This window comes from Bacterioplanes sp. CLAM21, from assembly GCF_059641015.1.
On sequence record NZ_CM184929.1, the window covers coordinates 4,200,291 to 4,222,970 of the forward strand.

A 22,680-nucleotide genomic window follows, 5' to 3' on the forward strand; every position below is an offset into this window, starting at 1 on the left:
AAACAATCGCCCTCCCTAATATTTTCTTACTAGGAAAATATCTCTCTTATTATTGAAAACTTTCCCCTAACCAATTTGACCTAATCCTTACGAGTAGCCCACATAATACGTGGCAATATCGATGTCGGCGTGTAACACCTCAAGAAAATAGAACATGACCCAACATGGTCAGCCTAATATATTCCCAATACTCGCTTGACCGAAAAACAACTCCTGCCTAGCGCACCATCCATTACAGTTCATCTAATGGCGACCATCGACTCGAAAAGTGCAGCAACTTGGAGATAGTTTCGTTTATCAGCTTGCTGGAAATATTTATACTCGTGCTTGTATTTGATTGATCAGCGTCTGATCGGTTGCGTATCGCCAATAATAACCATGTGATTTGTTGTTGGTTCACTAACCCATTTTTCGCAATAAAGTAGTGCGGTATACGCTCCAATATTTGCATATAGAAACCCGGTAAAGCTAAACTATCTTTTTTGATACCAGTTATTCATTAGAATATGAAGCGCAATGTGGTGATTGGTACCCTGGGGGTGGTTAAAGATGGCAAAGGTCGCGGCAGTAAACGCTGGCAACTGTGGCGCCCGACCTTAGGATTGGTCAAGCAGACAGACTTTCCGGTTCACAGGCTAGAGCTCTTTTATCCGCCTGACTATCAGCGCATGGCACAGCGAACAGAAGAAGATATCAAGCAGGTGTCGCCCGAAACCGACGTAGTCCTGATTGAGGCCCCTATTGCAGACCCCTGGGACTTAGCTGAAAGCTATCGCTGGCTACAGCAGTTTGCCCAACATTACCGTTTTAATAGCGATAAGGAAGATTATTTCCTTCATATCACTACAGGCACGCACATTCACCAAATCTGCCTGTTTTTATTGGCCGAAGCACGCCTCTTCCCTGCCCGATTGGTTCAAACCTCACCAGCACCGGAGCATGAAGACAAAGCACTGGGGCGCATTCAAATCATTGACCTGGAGCTGGGTAAGTACGATCTGCTAGCACAGCGCTTTCGTGAACAGGCCCAGGCCGCACAGGACTTTCTGAAGGAAGGCATTAACACTCGTAACTCCGCCTTTAATGCCATGATTGCTGAAATTGAGCAGGTAGCTCAGCTCTCCGATGCTCCCATTTTGCTCAATGGCCCAACCGGTGCTGGTAAAACCCACTTGGCACGTAAGATTTATGAGCTTAGAGTGCACAACGAACTAACTAGCGGCAGCTTTGTTGCCGTTAACTGCGCTACCCTAGTCGGGGATGGTGCCATGTCAGCGCTATTTGGCCACAAACGTGGTGCTTTTACTGGTGCCGCCAACGATCGCAGTGGTTTTTTGCGCCAGGCCGATAATGGCATTTTGTTTTTAGATGAAATTGGTGAACTAGGTATTGATGAGCAAGCCATGTTGCTGCATGCCATCGAAACGCATAGCTTTTACCCATTAGGCAGTGATCAAGAAGTAGTCAGTCAGTTTCAGCTAATTGCCGGCACGAACAAAAACTTGCAACAAGAAGTCGCCGCTGGCCGCTTTCGTGAAGATTTACTTGCCCGTATTAATTTATGGCAGTGGACACTGCCCGGCCTAGCAGAACGCCGCCAAGATATTGAGGCCAACCTCGACTTTGAACTGCATAAATTCAATCAGACTCAGCATAAAGTGATTCGTTTTAATGCCCGAGCCAAACGACGATATATGAAATTCGCCCTAAGCGAGCAAGCCAGCTGGGCCGCTAACTTTCGTGATCTTAACGCCAGCGTGGTACGTATGGCCACCCTAAACCATCACGGCACCATTGATGAAAATATAGTCAATACCGAGATCGAACGACTGCAACAGCGCTGGCATAACACATCCAACGCTTCACCTTCAAATGTTGACTTGAGTGACATACTCAGCGCAGAGCAGCTGCAGTCGCTGGATTTGTTTGAACAGCTGCAACTGAGCAATGTAATTTCGGTATGTCGGCAATGCCAAACCATGGCCGAGGCAGGCCGAAAGTTATTTAACGCCAGTCGCCAGAAAAAGTCATCGGCTAATGATTCCCACAGAATCAAGACCTATCTAAACAAATATGGATTAAGCTTTAGTGTTATTACCAAAACCGATTAACCGCACCAATAGTAGAAAATTCTATGTATTTGCAGTTTATCAGCCAATACAGACTCCAAGATATCAACAAGAATGCTAGCACTTAATTGCTAGACAAAAGAAACAAATAAGGGCATCCGTCAAGCTTTAACTATTGATAATATTATTCTTAGGAAACAGAATACCACCTACCTATTCACTGATAACGGATCTATCAAATGATTAAAAAAACACTGCCAATTTTCATTGCTGCTGCCTTACTGTCGCCTTATTCAATTGCACAATCGGTCGACAATGAAGAAAAGAATCATATCAAGCTGGAACAGCCGCAGGCAGTTTCGGCCTTTGTCACAACACTAGTAATCGATGCGGCAAAGTCTGCCATAAAAGGAAAACTAAAGTCAGTGTTCTCAGATGCGTTATTTGGTGGTGGAAACTCCAAACTCAATAGCGAAGTCAACCTAAGCAAGAAATCTCTAGACGAGATTAGAAATATCGTTAGAGACGATTCGACTAAAAACAAGATTGCAGAGTACAAAAGCGATCTTAATACATTAAAGGACTTGCTAGCTGACTACCGAGCGAGTTTCGACAATCTAAATAATTCAGAAAAGCGAAGAAAGCAAGACACCCTAAACTTGGTATCCACTCGGCTTGTCAATCACGAACTATTCAATAACTCTTACTACAAAGAGTATAGAACGAAGCTAGTACAAACATATTCACTAGCTGTTTCCTTACGAGTCGCTGTTCTTGCTGAAAAAGTTAAAAATGGCGACCTGAGTGGAAATATAGATTACATCAATCATGTTCAATCCAGCATGAAGAACCAGCTAGTATCAGTCGGCTCTGAAACGGATAGCTATATTAAATCAAGAATCAGGGTTTTTGAACAGAAGCATTGCCACGGCAACAACCCTGTCTCGTTGATAAGCAGCACAAGTGAAACCATGAGCAGCTGCAGATTCCCAAGTTATACTTACTTAGTCATTGATAACATTCGTAGCATTAACAATCCAGTGGTTGAGTACACAAACAGGTATACTGCAGAAAGAGCAATGAATGGTCTTATAACCCAGTATAAAAACAAGTTCAAAGGATCTGGATTCAACTCTCTAACAACTTCTCTAGGAGAGTCATTCTCGTACTAGCGACAGACCATGAACATCGCAACTTTGTCGGTGTTCATGATTTCTTAGCTAGAGAAGAGGCTGTAGATAAAACTTTTTAACTGCTTATCATCCATCAGGATAAGCAGTTATGAAAAACACAACTTATCCTTAAGCTAACTGGACCCAAAGGTGCCTAGTTAAGCGCCTTGTTCAGTAGCTAGGTTGATGGTGAGATGCATGTCATCCAGCGAAACGGTAACCTCAGAAGCCTGGGTCATATAAATGTCTATACCTGGAAGCCAATCAACTAAAGATAGATCTCCATCTGCTTGGCATGGGATCTCCATACGAATGGCTTTGCCCTTTGCTTGAGTCACCTCTGGCAGGGTATAGATTTCTATCTGGAACGGCACACCTGGGCGACACATCCAGGCAACATTTTTTGTGTATGTATAACGTGATATCGGGTGAAGCAGAAGGCCGTGTGATGCAAAGTAATCAATAGCATCATCAAGGGCGTCAGTTACAAAGCCAAAGTGGTGAAGTCCAGACCCGCGCTTAGCCATTGCTCTGCTATATGGCCCGTCGCTGATGGGCTCGAGGATCAATAGTGAAGGAGCATGTTCACCGGGTAGATGAGCATACTGCTCTAAAGTGCCTTCAGATGGATGTCGCTCTGGTTCATCAAGACGAATCCATGATGGCAACGTCGCTATCACAGACGACAAATTGGATGAGAGTAAAGCAATGTGGTCAAGATTGAGTATCATATCGTGATGCCGAATGGATGATTACAGAGCCTGCCTGTTTTATAGGAGAGCCTTCAGTGAAGCCTGCTCATAATCTGGCCAATAAGACCGTAACGATGCCGACTAGATGATAGAGGTACTGCCCCACCAATCAGGCACTGCAGCCTTTGCAATCTGCCAGAAAAGTTAGCAGCCTTATCGCTCAAAATACTACTGTATATAAACACAGTCAAGTTAAACGATTGGCTTTAGCTGACTTTCCGAGTACCGTGAAGCAAACTGATCATATGGATGTTGTTTACTTTTTTGCCATGTGACTTTAACAAGAGTCATTCACAGTTACTTGATGGAACAGCAAGGCCTCAACAGTCCAAGACCTGAATCAACATTAAACCAAGCTATTTAGCCTTTAATTCGTTTGCTAGATTCTGGGCTTTACTGGCTGACAGTACTTCATTACTTGTGTTTCCAAGCAGTCGATGCTGGAGTCCGATAACTTGTGAGAGCATCATTCTCCATATGACATATAGGTACTGCCATCATCTACCGACGTGGCAACAAAACCTAACCGTTTATACAAGGATATTGCTGGATTACAATTGATCACGCTCAATCTTACAGGCAAGCCAAGATCGGCAGCATTCGCACAGATATTTGACATAAGATGACGACCAACTCCAATATTTCGAAAGCCTTCAGCAACAAGCATCATCTTAACGTAAACATGGTCAATTTCTTCCAGAAGAAGATAGGCTGCCACATCGCTACCACCTAGGGATACAATTTTGAACTGATTGATTGGGAGCTTATTAAAAAAACCATTCGTTTGATAATCCTCATCCCACCCCCATTGCTCTTCGATATAGGGCTTTAGAGAGCTTTCATATAGATCCCATAACCATTCCCTATCAGATTCACGATAATATCTTTCAATAATATCCAACGAAGTTCCCTAAATAACTAAAGTTTTCAGTATGACTCTTTACTACATGTAATTAATTAACTGACAAACACCAAGTCGTAACTCAGTACCAATCGACGTTCTACCTCCCAGCCCCTTCTCATCTTTATACAGATATGTTGCTTACACAACCACTTCTAAGTAGAAGGAATTAAGCACTATCTCGTGACATACAAAAAATCAAGTCAAAAGACTCGAAATGGTAACCAAACACGGTACTATGCTGCTAACACGACAAACAAGAACAATAACCATGCTGACCTATACCTCTTATCTGAAAATCGACGAGTTATTAGCCCTACAAGCGCCTGAATCTGAGCCCACTGAACACGATGAGATGCTGTTTATTGTGATACACCAAACGTACGAGCTTTGGTTTAAGCAGTTGTTGCATGAGATCGATGAGTTTAACCGTCGTATTGATCAAGGCGATACGACACTGGCTGCAAAAACTCTAAAACGGTGTTTAAAGATTCTTAAAACCTTAGTGGGTCAGGTCGACATCCTGGAAACCATGACGCCACTGGAGTTCGCCAGTTTTCGATCATTCTTGGCCAGCTCTAGCGGTTTTCAGAGCTATCAGTTCCGAGCCTTAGAGTTTGTGCTGGGCTTTAAACGTCGTGCCCCGCTCGATCACCAGCCAGAAGGCAGCAGTGGCTGGCAATTATTGAGCACTCGCCTGCAACAACCGAGCGTTTGGCAGCACATTTTGATGTTGCTAGCCCAACGAGGATTCACGATCCCGGCGGATCTGCTGGAAGTGAACGATCAAGCTACATCAAGCAGCCAGCAGGTACAGGCGGTATTGCTCGAGGTGTACCAAAGCGTACCCGAGCTGGCAATGGTGTTAGAACTGTTGGTCGACCTCGATGAAGGCCTGCAAGAATGGCGCTACCGGCACGTACAAATGGTGCGCCGAACCATAGGCAGCAAAATGGGTACCGGTGGTAGTGAGGGGGTCGGCTATCTGCAAAGCACCCTATTTCAGCCGATATTCCCTGATTTATGGGCGGTTCGGTCGCAGTTTTGACTTTTTGCTGGCCAGATAATTAACGACACAGAGATGGCTTTATGACCTTTGATTGGCACGCAGCCGTGGCTCGGTTGCAACCGCATTATCAGCAATTTTCGGTGCAAGATCGCATACTACTGACTGGGCATTCTCATCAGGCCTGGCCAGATGTAGCACTGCAAGGTCAAATGCAAGCTTGGCAGGATGCCGCCGCACATGTTGACGATAAGTGGGAGCTTGCCTTCACTCAGGCAGAACTGGTTAGGCAAGGGTTTGCGCAACGCTTAGGGGATGTCGGTGGCGACTATGTGCTGGGCCAAAATACACAAGAGCTGCTGGTGCGCTGGTTATCTGCACTGCCATTATTAGAGCGGCCAGAATTGATCACCACCGATGGTGAGTTTCACTCACTGCGGCGTTTATTAGCGCGTTTAAATGAAACCCAAATTCATGTTGTGTGTGTACCTACTGAACCTGTCGCCACCTTAGCAGAACGCCTATGGCAGGCTCGATCGTCAAACACCGCTGCGATTCTATGTTCAATGGTGTTATTTAAAACCGGCCAGCAAGTTCCGCACTTAAATACCTTATCACAGCAGTGTGCAACGGCCCAGCTACCGCTACTGCTGGACGCTTATCACCTGGTGAATGTCATCCCTTTTACATTCGTCGACACGCTGCACAACGACACCTTCGTCGTTGGTGGTGGTTACAAATACTGTCAACTGGGTGAAGGCAATTGCTTTCTTCGAGTTCCTGCTCAATGTGATTGGCGGCCGCTGGTTACCGGATGGTATGCCGAGTTTGCAACACTGAATCAATCGCCTCAAGGCACAGTTGCTTACGGCTCCGGGCGGTGGGCGTTTGAAGGCTCAACCTACGACCCCACCAGCCACTACCGTGCGGCAAAGGTATGGCAGTTCTTTGATGAGCAAAAACTCGACACAGACACTTTGCGCGCCATCAACCTTGGTCAATTAACCTACTTACGTGAACAATTAACCAATTATCACTGGCCAGACTCAATAAGATTGCCGCACGAGCCTTTGGAAAACCTCGGCGGGTTTTTAGTGATAAATACACCCAATGCCGCTCAATGGGTGGAGCAACTGCGCACAAAAAACATTTGGACCGACAGTCGCGGTGACAGTCTACGGCTAGGCCCAGCGCCTTATGTTAGCGCACAGCAGTTGTCGCAAGCCGTAGAGGCCTTGCATCGTATTGTCAGTTAAGCGTACCGAAAGTCGACATGGCGGTATACTAACCAAATAAAACCGACAAACTTGCCAGTTTAACTTCGATATCCGTTAAACGGAGGAGAAACAACATCATGCACCTACACTCCAGCAATAGACGTTGCTTGCTTTTCAAGGGCAACCTTCTCCCCTAACGTCTTACTAATAAGCTAAAAAATTCTTGGCTAGAATTTGCGACAAAGGCGAACAAGTCAAACGTTTTGCGTCCTTTCGATTAACTTGTTATGTACTGTCGTAATGTTTACCAGTAAACCAAATAATCTCACATTTCTTACAATGATATAAGATTGGAGTACCTTCAACTCTACCATGCTCAAGGTGCTCGCCTAAATGGCTATCGCATTCAAGACAATGAAAATTTTGGCTCAACTGCCTAGTGTAGTCCTTTAATTTTACCCCTTGCCTTATGTGGTCTTTCTTAATTGAAAGCATAAGCAAAAGAAGCCCAAAAAATCCACAACTAACGCCGATTATCGCACCGAAATTCCAACCTAGCACCAAGCTCAGTATTGAAAATATGAAGAAAGTTAAATTGCTATACAAACTTAGAACAACAGGAGGTTTAAACGCATTTTTTACGATCATTGCTGATTATTCTCTGAGTACATATTACCAAGGCTTGGGCAGCTGGTACGGAGCGTAAGCCATCCAGGCGAGATAGAGTCGATTGCGGTACCTTGTTAAGTGGCCACAGCGAGGTTGATAGGATACTCAACTTCCTCTCCTAAGAATGTGCCAAAAATCGCGTGATTAATATAGTTGCATGCCTGATCCACCAAAAGAAATTCCGAAAGTAAGGCACTTAGATCATCCGACCAGTCTATTTGGGCCTCTGCGTTCGGCACTTACGAGCCTCAGCCCAAAATTGCTGCACACCTTTATCAGACTCCAGCAGGATTACAAAAGAAGCAAGGACGACATCTTCTTCGCTTTTCAATACTGGCAGTATATTTCGTATTCTTAACATGAGGGTTCAACATTACATTTTAATTTTTGTGTTGGCTTCAGCGAGCCCCAATCCCATCTCATTAGCTATGAAAATCGGGCTTCTTCCAACATGCCATTGTTAAAATTATGGCGTTCAAAGACCCTCCGCACTCTGAGGGTTTACGCTAACACCACGATGAAATACAGGCAAGCCAGCCGGGAAAGCGTGGCAAGCTTCAGTCCACCTAGAAGATATACTGCTAGGTGAAGAGGATGCCGTTAAATTGGTTCGCGTGCACTTCATTGGCTATAGCTCGGTGTCACACCCTGCTTTCAACGGTTGTAGCACCCACCAGACTTAGCGATGGAGGCTCCCACAGAAAAATAGTCATAACAACCACAAGCCCCCATCGAGCGGCGTCGATACTCCCCTTAAAAACCACATTACAAACTACGCCCAGTCGGCCTAACAAGGCGCCGGTGATATTTGCTGCCGGCCAGGCGAATCAGCAAGGACGCTGATTCAGCAAACGGGGCGCAGGACTCGCCCTGTTTGCGTGCAACCCGCTGGCAAAAATAGCGCCGGGAAACGCCTTGTTGGCCGAGAGCGGGATTGTTAAGGGGTGCGGTCACCCCTTAACTGATAAGCCCCTGCGCAGCGCGGCGAATCAGGGTCTTGGTACTAAAACGAACGTAACCCACCGACCTAAAAAAACATATTCACCACACCACCGCACCAGTGCATTCCAGGCCCACACTTCACTCCATGGCCCTTTTAGCATTAGGCTAACGCCATCCATACCACCATAGAGCTGTTATGAAGTTAACATTCCGCCCCGCGACCCTAGACGATTTGCCAACACTGCTGGCATTGGAACAGGCCATTATCGACGCTGAGCGCCCGTTTAATCGGCAAATTAAAGACAGCGATGTTTATTATTACGACTTGCCAGCACTCATCAGTGGCGACAATAGCCATCTTATGGTGTGCGAGCAGCACGAAAGTACACAGCAACAGATAGTCGCCTGCGGTTATGTGCGCATTGATCCGGCCAAGCCGGCCATGCGCCATCAGCAACAGGGCTACCTGGGTTTTATGTACGTGGTTGAATCCATGCGTGGACAAGGCATCAATCAACAGCTGATGCAGCAGTTGATTGAATGGGCTCGCACACGCGGCATTCGTGAATTTTGCCTGGACGTATACGCTGACAATGCCGCCGCTATTCGCGCCTATGAAAAAATGGGCTTTAAGCCATCATTTATACAAATGGTGTTAGAGCCGGAGTGATATCACTCCGACTTCTGATCTTCTTCGGCAAGCTGCTTAAGGGCTTCGGCGTAATATTCATCAAAGCTTTGAAAATCGCTGCTGTTATGGCCGCAGCAGCGAATTTCACCTGAGTCAATATGATATACCCAGCCATGCAAATGCACTTTTTGTGTCGCCAATTTGGCGGCAACAATCGGATGGGTTTTGATATGTTGCACCTGCTGCAGCACATTTTCTTCGATGGCTTCGTCTAAATGGCAATCGTCGATGCGATGACCCGCGGGCAGCTGATGACGCTCACGCACAATTTCCATCGCTGAGCGTGTGTGGCTTAACCATTCTTTAACATGGGGCAAACCTTCTACCGAGGCCATGTCCAACGCACCTTTGACCGCACCGCAATCGGTATGGCCGCAAATAATGATGTGCTGCACCCCTAATACTGCCACTGCGTATTCAATGGAGGCGGTCATACCACCGGTCTCATTGCTGTGCGGCGGGATGATATTGCCCGCATTGCGGCAAATAAATAAACGCCCGGGCGCTGAACCTGTCAGCAAATTGGGGTCAATGCGCGAGTCTGAGCAGGTAATAAACAGCACATTCGGATTTTGACCCGATGCCAAGGAGCCAAATAGATCTTTATTTTGCGGATAGACATCACTGCGAAAGTGCATAACACCGCGAATAACCCGTTCCAAATCACTGTCCTCTTATTTGGCAATCTGTGCAGAATACGTGAAAAACAGTGTAGGCCCCAACGCTAAACTGACCAACAGCTATGACATTTATTCACAGCTGCTGGCCAGTTCCGGTTTGCCACCCTTTGCGAGGGGTCAGCGGCACTCATATCAGCCGTTGTTACAAGGTCCAGGGTTCGGCGCTAGCCTCGTTGGCCAGCGACGCACCGAGCTAAACAAAGGCGTTAAACGATCTCGATCAAGACTTCGCCGGGCGTGACCCGATCGCCTTTGTCGACATACACAGCCGCTACCTTGCCGTCGATATTGGCGTGCACTTCGGTTTCCATTTTCATCGCTTCGGTAATCAATACCGCCTGACCAGCACTGACGCTATCGCCCACTGCCACCAATACATCAACGATATTGCCCGGCATGGCTGCCGTCACATGGCCAGGCTCAGAGGCCCGTTTACGACCACTATTACCTTCGGCCACGTATTCATTCAACGATTCGACCACGACCTCTTCGGGCATGCCGTCCAGCGACAAATACAGTTTGCGTTTACCGCTTTGGGTGGTGCCGGCACCGGTGATGGCAATTTCATACTGCTCGCCATGCACATCCACCAAAAACTCGGTCGATATGGCATCCACCGGACGGCTACCAGTCGTCACTGCAGGCTCCAGCGGCTCAGGTTGCAAAGTGCCATCAGCACGCTGTTGCAAAAATTCCCGGCCTAAATCCGGGAACATGGCAAAGGTTAAGACATCCTCTTCACAGCTGGCCAAGCTGCCGATTTCGGCGCGCAGTTTATCCAGTTCGGGGCTGAGGGCGTCGGCCGGGCGAGCATCGGAATAGGGTTCATTGCCAATGGCTTTTTTCTGCAGCGCTTTATCTACCTCAGCCGGCGGTTTGCCATAGCCGCCTTTCAGATAGCGTTTTACCTCATTGGTAATGGTTTTATAGCGCTCACCAGAGAGCACATTGTATACCGCCTGTGTACCAACGATTTGTGAGGTCGGTGTTACCAGCGGCGGATAACCTAGGTCTTGGCGCACCCGTGGAATCTCGTCAAACACTTCGCGAATGCGATCAAGAGCATTTTGCTCTTTTAATTGATTGGCCAAGTTCGACATCATTCCGCCCGGCACCTGATTAATCTGTACCGAGACATCTTCGCGGGTGAATTCACTTTCAAACTGCTGATATTTTTTGCGTACTTCACGAAAATAGTCGGCAATCTCGCTTAACAGCTGTAAATCCAAACCGGTATCAAAGGGCGTATCGCGAAACGCCGCGACCAAAGATTCCGTAGAAGCATGACTGGTACCGCCAGCAAAGGAAGAAATAGCGGTATCAATTCGATCAGCTCCGGCTTCCACTGCTTTCATCTGGCATAAGCCGCCCAAACCTGCGGTGGCATGACTGTGAATCACCAGGGGCAAATCGACCGCGCCTTTAATGGCTTTAACAATGTCATAGGAGGCAAACGGCGTTAACAGACCGGCCATGTCTTTAATGGCAATGGAATCGGCGCCCATATCACGCAGGTCTTTGGCCTGCTGAATGTACATTTGGGTGTTATGCACTGGGCTGGTGGTGTAGCAAATGGTGCCCTGGGCATGTTTACCGGAATCTTTCACGGCCTGCATAGCCACTTCAAGATTACGCAGGTCATTCAGTGCATCAAACACCCGAAATACATCAATGCCGTTTTCGGCCGATTTTTGCACAAAGGCTTTCACCACATCGTCAGCATAATGGCGATAGCCCAATAAGTTTTGGCCGCGCAATAACATTTGCAAACGCGTATTTGGTAGTGCCGCACGCAATTGACGCAAGCGCTGCCACGGATCTTCCTTTAAAAAACGCACACAAGCATCAAAGGTAGCGCCGCCCCAAGCCTCCAAGGACCAGTAACCAACACGATCAAGCTTTTCGCATATTGGCAGCATATCTTCCGTGCGCATGCGGGTGGCAATCAGTGACTGATGCGCGTCACGCAAAATTAAATCTGTGACTTCAATCGGTTTGTTATTCACACTCATCATCTCTCTCCTGATTACCAACCGGCGTGAGCCGCGACCGCTGCGGCAATGGCCAGTGCGATATCACCGGGTTGACGTTTATTGGAATATTTCAATAGTTCGGGATGGCTAGGAACAAAACTGGTATCAAACTGGCCACTACGAAAATCGCTGTCTGCCAATATCTGGCGATAATACGGCGCGGTAGTGCGAATACCTTGCAAACGCATATCATCCAACGCCCTTTCACCGCGGGCGACGGCTTCTTCCCAGGTCAGCGCCCACACCACCAGTTTTAAACACATGGAGTCGTAATAGGGTGGAATTTCATAGCCAGTATAAATCGCTGTATCCACCCGTACGCCAGGTCCACCGGGGGCGTAGTAGTGAGAAATGCGACCAAAACTGGGCAAAAAATCATTTTGAGGATCTTCGGCATTAATGCGAAATTGCAGAGCATAACCGCGATACTGAATGTCTTGCTGGCGATAACTAAGCGGCAGACCTGCAGCAATGCGCAGCTGTTCACGCACAATATCAACACCGGTAATTTGCTCGGTAATGGTGTGCTCCACCTGCACACGGGTATTCATTTCCATGAAATACACTTCGTTGCCCGTCAGCAAAAACTCCACCGTACCGGCATTTTCGTAACCAACGGCTTCCGCCGCCTTCACTGCCAAACCACCAATATAGTCGCGCTGCTCTGGGGTTAATTGTGGACTGGGGGCAATTTCAATGAGCTTTTGATTACGCCGCTGAATGGAGCAATCACGTTCGTACAGATGCACCACACTGCCCTGGCTATCGGCGAGTATCTGCACTTCGATATGGCGCGGGTTAATGATGCATTTTTCTAAAAATACGTCGGCGCTGCCAAAGGCCTTGGTGGCTTCAGAAATAACCCGTGGAAACTGCTGCTCCAACTCTTTTTCGTTATCCACCCGACGAATACCGCGACCGCCGCCACCCGATGTGGCCTTAATCATTACCGGATAGCCAATCTGTGCCGCGACGTCTTTCGCCTCTGCAACAGAAGCCACATTGCCATCAGAGCCTGGAGTCACCGGCACCCCCGCTGCTCGCATGCTATCGCGCGCGGCTGTTTTATCGCCCATGCGCTCGATAACGGACGATTTAGGGCCAATAAATTTAATGCCCTTTTGCTCACACAAATACGCAAAGCGCGCATTCTCCGACAAAAAACCATAACCCGGATGAATTGCATCGCAGCCGGTTTGCGCCGCCAAATTCACAATGGCTGCAGGGTCCAGGTAACCTGCGATGGGATCTTCACCCAATGAATGAGCTTCGTCGGCACGTTTAACATGCAATGCGTAGCGATCAGGTTCGGTGTAAATGGCGACCGAGCGAATGCCCATCTCGGCACAAGCGCGTACGATGCGCACGGCTATTTCGCCGCGGTTGGCAATCAATACTTTCTTTAACTGGGACACGGTTGCGCCTCCAATGCGGAACGTGACCTCAGCCTAGCCCAGGCAAACCATCAGCCATAATTGATATTTTTTTGATCATCCATAAGCTAAGACTTATAGATGAATAAGGAATCACACCTTCATGCCATTATCTGTGCAAAAGCTCATCAGTCGCTTAAGCCTGCGCCAACTGCAAGTATTTAAGGCGGTGTATGAGCAAGGAGGCTATAGCAAAGCCGCAGCCATGCTGGGGCTCACTCAGCCAGCGGTCAGCGCCCAAATTCGACAATTAGAGCAGGCGCTAGAGCATACGCTGTTTGAATACGTCGGCCGGCGTTTGTACTGCACTCCCGCAGGTGAGGTGGTCGCTAGCCATATCACTCAGATCTTTGAGCAGTTAACAACCATGCAAGCTGCGTTGCATGCACTGAAGGGACAGTTAGCCGGTGATTTACGCATTGCGGCAGTTAGCACCGCTCAGTATGTGGTGCCGCATCTGCTGCAGTTATTTTTGCAACAGCATCCTGCAATTCAGGCCCGTGTTGATGTGGTCAACCGCCAGCAAGCCTTAGAACGACTGGCTGACAACCGCGATGACATCGTCATTATGGGATTGGTGCCAAGCGAAAGACCACTGACCTCGTTGCCGTTTCTCGACAACCAACTGCTGGCCGTGGCACCAGCCCAACACCCACTGACAAGAGCAGGAACCGTGACGCTGAAGCAGTTTATGCAGTATCCACTGCTGCTGCGTGAGCCCGGCTCAGGCACGCGTCTGGCGTTGGAGCAGCACTGCCAGCAGCAGCGCATCAGTTTGCAGGCGGTGATGGAGTTGGGTTCCAACGATGCCGTGAAACATGCCGTTATGGCCGGTATGGGGGTGGCGATATTGCCCCAAATGGGCATTTTGGCCGAGTTGCGGCTGGGCTTGTTGCAGCAGGTGGCCGTCGATGACTTCCCCCTGCGTCGCTCTTGGTGTTTGGTGTATCCCCAAGCCAAGCAGCCCAGCCCGCTCAGCCGTGCCTTTATTGAGTTTGTGCAGTCGCAGTTGGCGACGATTGAACACTACTTTGCAGCCCTGGCAGAGCCTCCGGCATAGATTCCAGGTGCAAGGTTCGGGTTGGGAAGGCGCAATCGGCACCGTGGGCGTGAATAATCTCCATCACCTTTAACAACACATCCTGCTTGATGCCGTGATATTCGACCCAGGCGGTGGTTTTGGTAAAGGTGTAAATAAAGAAATCCAGACTGGAAGCACCAAAACTATTGAAGTTCACAATGATGGTACAATCCTGATCGATATCGGCATGCTGCTCCAGCATCTGGCGCACATCATCAATGATGGGCTGTACCTTGCGAGCATCCTGGTAGCGCACACCGATGGTTTCATAAATACGGCGATTCAACATGCGCGAGGGGTTTTCCACCACGATATTGGTAAACACCGAATTGGGAACGTATAACGGTCGCTTATCAAAGGTACGAATGCGAGTCACACGAAAACCTATGTGCTCTACCGTGCCTTCAATACTGCGATCAGGCGAGCGCACCCAATCGCCGACTTTAAACGGACGATCCATATAGATGATGATGGAGCCAAAGAAGTTAGCCAGCAGATCCTTGGCCGCCATACCCACCACCAAGCCACCGACACCACCAAAGGCCAGGATGCCAGAGATGGAGATGCCCAGCATCTGAAATACCGGCAACACAATTAAAAACGCCACCGCCAGCTTGGCCACCTTGCCGACCATCAGTACTGTGGTTGGATCGGCACCGTTATCCAATTGCCGGCTTTCTATACGGTTAATCAAGCGCCAAATAGCCCAGGCAACCAAGATCAGCAGCGATAACTGGCGCACAATGGGAATGCTGGTGACGATTTCAGAGGAAAAATGACGCGCGCTGATGTCTGCCGTCCAAGTCGCGCCAATGGCTATAATGGCCCAATTGATCGGTACACCGATGGATTCCACCACCACGTCGTCCCAGCGATTGCGTGTTTTGGCCGCCAGCACCAGCATCTGACGACGCACGACCCGCCAAGCAAAGGCCAGTACCAAGGTCAGGGTCAAGGCGATGCCTACATCCCAAAACCAGTCATAGTTCTGATTGAGTAAATCCTGCCACCAATCCACGTGCGACTCCTTATTCAAATTCGGGCCCATTATTGCTGTGCACCGCGCCTTCAGCAATGGCAATGCTTGTGCCATAGGACACAATTCCGCTGGTGATCAGAGTGACAATGTCGACGCTGTTATGACATCAATGCAATCGGCCCCGCTTTGCAGTCAAATCTTGCCCGCTGTCATCGAAGTTTCAAGCCAGACTGCTATGGTTCGCAAACGTCATTGTTACCAGGTCGACCCGTTATGGACATTGAAGGTCTTTATCAGCAAAAGCTCACCACAGCGCAGCAAGCCGCAGGCTGTTTGCAGTCTGGCAATAACCTGATTCTCGGCATGAGTGTCGCTATGCCGCCCGCCCTTATGGCTGGCGTAGCCGACGCTTTGCGCGCCGAGCAACTGAGCCATCTGCAGCTCTACTATATGCATGGCACCCAAGCGCTGACGGATAGCTTGCTGGTACCAGAGCTGGCCGACAAGGTCTGTCCACGACCACTGTTTATGAGCGGCCATGACCGCCAGGCTCTGAGCAAGCTCAGCCGCCGCTCGATGATGGAGTTTGTACCCTCATCGTTTCACGAGGTTGGCCGCCTGCTGACCGAATTCATCGAGCCAGATTGTTTTATGGTTACCGTCTCGCCAATGGATAAACACGGCTACTTTAGCCTTGGTACCAATGCCGACTATGGCGCCAGCGTGATCCGCAAAGCCAACACCGTGGTGGTAGAAGTTAATCGCCATATGCCGCGCACCTTTGGCGAATGCTCGGTACATATCTCGGAAATCGATGCCATCGTCGAGCATCACACACCGCTGGTTGAAATTCAGCCGCATACCGCCAGCGATACCGACCTAGCCATCGCCCGGTTGATTACCGAGCGAATTGATGACGGCGATACCTTGCAGATGGGCGTCGGTGGAGTGCCTAACTCGGTGCTCGGTATGTTGCATCAGCACAAGGATATGGGGCTGCATTCGGAGTTGTTTAGCCCAGCCATGGTCGAGCTGATTAACAAAGGCGTATTAAACGGCCGGCGTAAAAAATGGATGCAGCATAAACATGTGTTCACGCTGGCGCTGGGCGATCAGGCCATGTACGACTTTATGGACGACAACCCATCCATTGTTGGTTATCCGGCGTCGTGGGTGAATAATCCAATGATTATTCAAAAAAATCACAATATGGTGTCGGTCAACGCTGCCATCGAAGTGGATTTAACCGGGCAAATTAATGCCGAGCAACTCGGTGGCCACACCTTCTCTGGCACGGGTGGGCAGCTGGATTTTGTGCGTGGTGCATTTCGCTCAAAAGGTGGGCGCTCTTTTATTGCCCTCAACTCCACCGCCAAAGGCGGTAGCATCAGCCGTATCGTACCCAGCCTGCAAGGCGGCGCGGTAACCGATACCCGCATGGATACCCATTTTGTGGTGACAGAATATGGCTGCGTCAATTTAAAAGGGTTATCGATACCGCAACGAGCTAAGGCGCTGATTAGCATTGCTCATCCGGCCTTTCGCGATACCTTGTATGAGCAGGCCAGAGCCATGGACTTGCTGTAGCCTAAAACAGCACAGCAGAAGGCTGTGCTGATTGGCTTTTTTTCGGTCAGCTGCGACGCTGGCGCACGGCTTCAAATAAGCAAATGCCGGTAGCCACAGAGACGTTGACCGAACTGACCTCTCCCGCCATGGGGATATTGATCAGAAAATCGCAATGCTCACGGGTTAAGCGGCGCATACCTGCCCCTTCCGCTCCCATGACCAGCGCCAGAGGGCCGGATAAGTCCTGCTGATATAGCGTGGTTTGCGCTTCACCGGCGGTGCCGCCAATCCAGATGCCGCGCTCTTGCAAATCTTTCATGGTGCGCGCCAAGTTGGTCACCTGCACATAAGGCACCACTTCCGCCGCGCCGCACGCCACTTTAGCCACAGTAGCATTCAGCGGTGCCGATTTATCTTTTGGTGCAATCACCAGATCAACACCGGCGGCATCGGCAGTACGAAGGCAAGCACCAAGATTATGAGGATCGGTAACGCCATCCAGAATCAAAATAAAAGCATTGCCTTCAATAGCGTCGAGCAACTCCGGCAACTGCTTTTCACTATGGCCATGCAAAGGCTGGCGAAAAGCGATAATGCCCTGATGATTGCCGTCAGCTTTTTGGTTCATCAAGCCTTTGTCGGCTTCGCGGATTTCAATACCCTGCTCTTGTGCCAGTTCCAGCACACGCTGCATGCGCTGATCGACTCGACCTTTTTGCACCCAAAGCTCGGACACTTGAGAGGCCGAGCGTTGCAGCAAGGTGGTTACGGCATGCAAACCATAAACCGCTTCTAACTTCATGTTGTCACTACTCTACTTTTTCTTGGCTTTTTTAGCGGACTTTTTCTTGCCCGGTTTTTTACCAGCGGTTTTATCAGTGGATTTTTTAGCGTTCAGCTTTTGCCGTTTGCTGGGCTTCTTTTTGGTTTTTTTCTTCGACTTGTCGTCGTCTTTCGTCGCCGTTGCTTTTTTCCGCCCTGGGGTTAAGGCTTCAGCCGTGGCTTGTCCTTGCTGGCGCCTTCTTGGCATGCGCGGTGGCGTTGGCATATCCAGATTTTGGCGACCTTTGTTTTGTGGCGCTGTTGTCAATTCAAAGTCGACTTTGCGATCATCCAAATTAACAGCCACTACCCGAACCCAAACGCTATCACCAAGGCGGAAACTGCGCCGGGTGCGTTCACCGGTTAAACGATGTTTGACCGGATCAAACTGGTAATAATCGTTTTGCAACGAGCTAACGTGCACTAAACCTTCGACATACACGTCTTTGAGTTCAACAAACAAACCAAAGCCGGTCACTGCCGAAATAACACCTTCAAATTCCTCGCCAATATGCTCACGTATGTATTCACATTTGAGGAAGTCGACCACATCACGAGTGGCATCGTCGGCACGGCGCTCGGTCATCGAGCAGTGCTCACCCAATTGCACCATGGCAGCCAGGTCATATGGGTAAATCTGCTTGCGGGCGATCGCTTTAGCATCGGCCACACGTCTTACATGGCGGCATTCTTTATCGGAGCGAATGATATGGCGAATACCTCGGTGCACCAGCAAGTCGGGATAACGACGAATGGGCGACGTAAAGTGGGTATAAGCCTTAAACGCCAAGCCAAAATGGCCTTCGTTTTCCGGATCGTATTGCGCCTGACTAAGCGAGCGCAGCATGACCGTCTGAATCAAATGCGAATCGGGGCGTTGCTGAATTTGCTGTAACAGCGCCTGATAGTCTTTCGGCGACGGGTCTTTACCGTGGGGCATCGATAAACCTAGCTCACCTAAAAAGGCATGCAGATTTTCCAGTTTTTCTTCGCTTGGCCCTTTATGCACACGATACAAGGCGGGCAAGTCATAGCGCTGGAAAAAGTCGGCGGCACAGACGTTGGCCGCCAACATGCACTCTTCAATCAGCATATGAGCATCATTGCGACTGGTCGGCACGATTTGCTGAATCTTGCGCTCGGCATCAAACACAATGCGGGTTTCCACCGAGTCAAAATCCATCGCCCCGCGTTGCTCGCGCATATCTCGCAGTAACTTAAACAGGCTATACAGATTTTCAATATGCGGAACCAAAGCACGATAGTGCTTGCGCCAGGCTTTGCCGTCTTCAGTTAACGGCCGCTGTAGCATTTGCCAGACCTTGTTATAGGTCAGCCGCGCATGGCTGTGAATCACGCCTTCCATGAATTTATAGCCCGATAAACGACCGTTTTTAGAAATGGTGATTTCACACACCATCACTAGGCGATCGACTTCAGGGTTTAGCGAGCACAAACCGTTGGATAACTTTTCCGGCAGCATGGGCACAACAAACTCAGGGAAATACACTGAGTTGCCGCGTAAATGCGCTTCACGGTCGAGTGCACTGTCACAACGTACATAATGGGATACGTCGGCAATGGCGACATACAAACGCCAGCCACCGGTTTTTTTATTGACCTCGCAATACACAGCGTCGTCAAAATCTTTGGCGTCTTCACCGTCAATAGTGACAAACGGCAAATGGCGTAAATCAATACGTTGCTCTTTATCGGCGCCGGCCACCTGATCAGGCAAACGCTTAGCTTCATGGCTAACCGCCTCAGGCCATTCGCTGGGAATATTGTGGCTGCGAATGGCGACGTCAATTTCCATACCTGGTGCTAGGTGATCACCTAAGACTTCGATGACCTCACCCATCGGCAAACCGCCAGGTTTTGGCTGTTCGGTAATCTGCACCACCACAAACTGGCCGTGACTGGCACCCTGACGAGCATGGGGCGGCACCAGGACTTCATGGCTCACGCGTTTATTGTCGGGTTGAACGACGCCAACACCGCTTTGATCAAAGTAACGTCCAACGACCTGTAAGGTATTGCGTTCCAGTACTTCAACAATTTTGCCTTCTGGCCGGCCACGACGATCGTGACCTAGAATCTGCACAGCGACACGGTCGCCATGAAACACCTTGCCCATTTGTCGATTAGACAAATACACATCATCGGCACCGTCACGCAAGACAAAGCCATAGCCGTCACGGTGTCCCATGACCAGGCCCTGTACCAAGTTGGCTTTGTTCATCGGCATAAACTGATTGCGACGATTGCTGATCAGCTGCCCATCGCGGGACATGGCAATCAAGCGGCGACGCAGCGCTTCAATGCGCTCTTCGTCGGTTTCCTGCAGTGCCTCACACACATCGGCGTGGCTCATTGGCCGGTCACTGCGCTCCAGCAAGGCCAGCAAGGCTTCTCGGCTGGCTACTGGGTTATCGTATTTTTCCGCCTCGGCGGCGGCATTAGGATCGGTAAAATTTCCGTGTTTGGAATCCGTCAATCGGACACTCCTGTAGTCGCGCTTTATAGCGCTTTAAATTGAATCACGTTGGAGCTGCGCTCCTTGCCTGCAGCTTGCAACTGCTGCAGGTAATCTTGCCAAAGCTCGTCCTGGTTCAGGCACAAGTGGCGTAAATAGTTCCAGTCATACAAGCCAGAATCATGGCCATCATCAAATACCAGTTTTAGGGCATAGTTGCCGGCTGGTTCGATACGCAGCAAGGTCACGTCTTTTTTGCCATATTGCAATACGCCGTTACCGGTGCCATGACCGCGCACCTCAGCCGATGGAGACAATACCCGTAATAACTCGAAGCTGAGCTGGTAATCGCCATCAGCATAGCCCAGCTGTAGGGTTCGGCTGTTTTTCTGCACGGTAATCTTGGCTGGAATCATATGCTTCCTATCCCTCGCAAGGGTTGGTCTAAACTGAGTCAGCAAGCTCGCCTACCCCACTCGGGGCAGAAATCAGTTCTTGCCTTGCCAGTGTACTATTTCAGAGGTCTACCTATGAAGTCCTTGCGTCGGATCAGTATTCAAAACCGCTTATGGCTGATGATGGCCGTCACAGCGTTGGCCTTGATCATACTGACGATTGAGATGTTACGAACAGAACATGGCGTGATTGTGAAGCAAAAGCAATTGGCGTTGCAGCAATTGGTGCAGGCAGCCTACAGCCAAGTCAACCATTTTCATAGTTTACAGCAGCAAGGGATGAGTAAAGATGAAGCGCAACAGCGGGCCAAAGAGGCCGTGCGCAAGCTGCTGTATGGCAAGGATGGCTACTTTTGGATTAACGACTCCAAGCCCGTGGTGGTCATGCATGGCGTAAAACCTACCCTAGAGGGACAAAACGTTGGCCAGGTAAAAGATCCCAATGGCTTGTTCCTCTATCGTGAAATCGTCAAAGTCGCCAAGTCCGCAACCGAGGGCGGACTGGTGGAGTACCAATGGCCTAAAAAAGGCAGTGATGAGCCAGTCGATAAGCTCAGCTATGTGAAACACTTTTCGCCTTGGGATTGGATCATAGGCACTGGCATTTATATGGACAATATCCAGCAGCAGTTTGCCAGTGATATGCAGCATCAGTTGCTTATGACGGGCCTATTGTTGCTAGCTGCGGTGATTTTGCTGTTGTTGATTATTCGCAGTATTTGCGGGCCGTTATCAACTCTGGACGAGGCGATGACCAACCTGGCCAGCCGCGATGCCGACCTAACCCACCGTTTGCCTGGCCTTGGCAACGATGAAATTACCCACATAGCTCAATCCTTTAACCGCTTTATGGAACAACTGCAACAGGTCATGAACAGTATTCAGCAGGCGACCCAGCAGGTTGAAGACTGCAGTCGTCATATTACCAGCAGCAGCAGCGATACCCGCGCGTTAACCGAAGAGCAACGGCTGCAAAGTGAGCAAGCCGCAACTGGCGCAACCGAAATGACGCAAACCATCAGCGGTGTTGCACAGAATGCCGAACAAGCAGCCGATGCTGCCCGCCAAGCCGATGATAATGCCAAAGCCGGGGTACACACGGTTATGCAAACCAAAGAGCGTATTGACCAGCTGGCCAGCAGCATCAATCAATCACAACAAGTGGTGGATGGTCTGCGCAGCGAAACTGAGTCTATTGGTTCGGTATTAAGCGTGATTCGTGGCATTGCCGAGCAAACCAACCTACTGGCCCTGAATGCCGCCATTGAAGCCGCCCGCGCCGGTGAGCAGGGACGTGGATTTGCCGTGGTAGCCGATGAAGTGCGAACACTGGCGTCAAGAACTCAGGCCTCCACCGAAGAAATCGACGATATGATTGGCCGGCTGCAACAGCAAGCTGCAACGGCCGTTAGCGCCATGAGTGACAATGCCAGCACCTCCAGTGAAACGGCTGAGCTGGCGGAGCAAGCGGCGGAGCGAATTCGCAGCATTACTGATGCCGTCAGCACCATTATGGAAATGAACATTAATATCGCCAGTGCGGTGGAACAGCAAAGCAGTGTCGCCGCAGAAATCACCCAGAACCTGGCAACCATCGCCGATTCATCGGGCCATATTGCCGAGCATATGGCTCGCTCGGGGCAGAGTTCTGAAACCCTGGCGCAACAAAGTCAAACGCTCAGTCAGCTGCTGAAGCGCTTTACCATTTAATCTTAACGTTCAGTCAGAACGAA

At 49.5% G+C, this 22,680-nt stretch carries 17 protein-coding genes; 8 read left to right on the forward strand and 9 right to left on the reverse strand.

Annotated features, from left to right (window positions below; all coding sequences use genetic code 11):
• Positions 1 to 506: 506 nt before the first annotated feature.
• A complete protein-coding gene (rtcR, locus tag AC55FS_RS19345; protein WP_496933933.1) occupies positions 507 to 2,111 on the forward strand; it encodes an RNA repair transcriptional activator RtcR in 1,605 nt (534 codons plus the stop codon).
• Between the two features lie 197 nt (positions 2,112 to 2,308).
• Positions 2,309 to 3,241 carry a hypothetical protein gene (locus tag AC55FS_RS19350; protein ID WP_496933934.1) on the forward strand — a complete coding sequence of 311 codons (933 nt, stop codon included), beginning with the start codon at positions 2,309 to 2,311 and terminating at the stop codon, positions 3,239 to 3,241.
• A 158-nt stretch (positions 3,242 to 3,399) separates the two neighbouring features.
• Here the strand turns inward: AC55FS_RS19350 and AC55FS_RS19355 are convergent, their stop codons facing one another.
• Both AC55FS_RS19355 and AC55FS_RS19360 read right to left on the reverse strand, forming a co-directional pair.
• Positions 3,400 to 3,972, reverse strand: a complete 573-nt coding sequence (locus AC55FS_RS19355; RefSeq protein ID WP_496933935.1) for a VOC family protein — start codon at positions 3,970 to 3,972, stop codon at positions 3,400 to 3,402.
• A 487-nt stretch (positions 3,973 to 4,459) separates the two neighbouring features.
• Positions 4,460 to 4,894 carry a GNAT family N-acetyltransferase gene (locus tag AC55FS_RS19360; RefSeq protein ID WP_496933936.1) on the reverse strand — a complete coding sequence of 145 codons (435 nt, stop codon included), beginning with the start codon at positions 4,892 to 4,894 and terminating at the stop codon, positions 4,460 to 4,462.
• Positions 4,895 to 5,165: 271 nt separating this feature from the next.
• On the opposite strand from AC55FS_RS19360, the gene AC55FS_RS19365 reads away from it, so the two are divergent.
• From AC55FS_RS19365 to AC55FS_RS19375, 3 genes are all read left to right on the forward strand, one after another.
• Positions 5,166 to 5,942, forward strand: coding sequence for a tryptophan 2,3-dioxygenase (locus AC55FS_RS19365; RefSeq protein WP_496933937.1), 777 nt, complete (start codon positions 5,166 to 5,168; stop codon positions 5,940 to 5,942).
• 41 nt (positions 5,943 to 5,983) lie between these two features.
• Positions 5,984 to 7,156 carry a kynureninase gene (locus AC55FS_RS19370; RefSeq protein WP_496933938.1) on the forward strand — a complete coding sequence of 391 codons (1,173 nt, stop codon included), beginning with the start codon at positions 5,984 to 5,986 and terminating at the stop codon, positions 7,154 to 7,156.
• A 1,768-nt stretch (positions 7,157 to 8,924) separates the two neighbouring features.
• Positions 8,925 to 9,398 (forward strand): GNAT family N-acetyltransferase, encoded by a 474-nt coding sequence (locus AC55FS_RS19375; protein ID WP_496933939.1) that lies wholly within the window; start codon positions 8,925 to 8,927, stop codon positions 9,396 to 9,398.
• Positions 9,399 to 9,400: 2 nt separating this feature from the next.
• Here AC55FS_RS19375 and AC55FS_RS19380 read toward each other — a convergent pair whose 3' ends face one another.
• The 3 genes from AC55FS_RS19380 to AC55FS_RS19390 all read right to left on the reverse strand — a co-directional run bounded on the left by AC55FS_RS19380 (position 9,401) and on the right by AC55FS_RS19390 (position 13,547).
• Positions 9,401 to 10,081, reverse strand: coding sequence for a carbonic anhydrase (locus tag AC55FS_RS19380; RefSeq protein WP_496933940.1), 681 nt, complete (start codon positions 10,079 to 10,081; stop codon positions 9,401 to 9,403).
• 224 nt (positions 10,082 to 10,305) lie between these two features.
• Positions 10,306 to 12,114: a sodium-extruding oxaloacetate decarboxylase subunit alpha gene (oadA, locus tag AC55FS_RS19385; RefSeq protein ID WP_496933941.1), complete on the reverse strand. Its 1,809-nt coding sequence runs from the start codon at positions 12,112 to 12,114 to the stop codon at positions 10,306 to 10,308.
• An 11-nt stretch (positions 12,115 to 12,125) separates the two neighbouring features.
• Positions 12,126 to 13,547: an acetyl-CoA carboxylase biotin carboxylase subunit gene (locus tag AC55FS_RS19390; protein WP_496933942.1), complete on the reverse strand. Its 1,422-nt coding sequence runs from the start codon at positions 13,545 to 13,547 to the stop codon at positions 12,126 to 12,128.
• Between the two features lie 121 nt (positions 13,548 to 13,668).
• On the opposite strand from AC55FS_RS19390, the gene AC55FS_RS19395 reads away from it, so the two are divergent.
• Entirely contained in the window at positions 13,669 to 14,625 is a 957-nt protein-coding gene (locus AC55FS_RS19395; RefSeq protein ID WP_496933943.1) for a LysR family transcriptional regulator, read from the forward strand.
• On the opposite strand, the gene AC55FS_RS19400 is transcribed toward AC55FS_RS19395, so the two are convergent.
• Positions 14,552 to 15,664, reverse strand: coding sequence for a mechanosensitive ion channel family protein (locus AC55FS_RS19400; RefSeq protein ID WP_496933944.1), 1,113 nt, complete (start codon positions 15,662 to 15,664; stop codon positions 14,552 to 14,554). The two genes, AC55FS_RS19395 and AC55FS_RS19400, sit on opposite strands and share 74 nt — an antisense overlap.
• Before the next feature lie 234 nt (positions 15,665 to 15,898).
• Between AC55FS_RS19400 and AC55FS_RS19405 the strand changes: the two genes are divergently transcribed.
• A complete protein-coding gene (locus AC55FS_RS19405; protein ID WP_496933945.1) occupies positions 15,899 to 17,212 on the forward strand; it encodes an acetyl-CoA hydrolase/transferase family protein in 1,314 nt (437 codons plus the stop codon).
• Between the two features lie 46 nt (positions 17,213 to 17,258).
• Here AC55FS_RS19405 and rlmB read toward each other — a convergent pair whose 3' ends face one another.
• The 3 genes from rlmB to AC55FS_RS19420 are packed head-to-tail and all read right to left on the reverse strand — an operon-like array spanning position 17,259 to position 20,908.
• On the reverse strand, positions 17,259 to 17,996 hold the full coding sequence (rlmB, locus tag AC55FS_RS19410) for a 23S rRNA (guanosine(2251)-2'-O)-methyltransferase RlmB (RefSeq protein WP_496933946.1): 738 nt from the start codon (positions 17,994 to 17,996) through the stop codon (positions 17,259 to 17,261).
• Between the two features lie 12 nt (positions 17,997 to 18,008).
• The gene (gene rnr, locus AC55FS_RS19415; RefSeq protein WP_496933947.1) at positions 18,009 to 20,513 is read right to left on the reverse strand and encodes a ribonuclease R; all 2,505 of its coding nucleotides are present in this window, start codon (positions 20,511 to 20,513) and stop codon (positions 18,009 to 18,011) included.
• A gap of 23 nt (positions 20,514 to 20,536) precedes the next feature.
• The gene (locus tag AC55FS_RS19420) at positions 20,537 to 20,908 is read right to left on the reverse strand and encodes a gamma-butyrobetaine hydroxylase family protein (protein WP_496933948.1); all 372 of its coding nucleotides are present in this window, start codon (positions 20,906 to 20,908) and stop codon (positions 20,537 to 20,539) included.
• 114 nt (positions 20,909 to 21,022) lie between these two features.
• Here AC55FS_RS19420 and AC55FS_RS19425 point away from each other — a divergent pair, with 114 nt between their 5' ends.
• Positions 21,023 to 22,657, forward strand: coding sequence for a methyl-accepting chemotaxis protein (locus tag AC55FS_RS19425; protein ID WP_496933949.1), 1,635 nt, complete (start codon positions 21,023 to 21,025; stop codon positions 22,655 to 22,657).
• Positions 22,658 to 22,680: the final 23 nt, after the last annotated feature.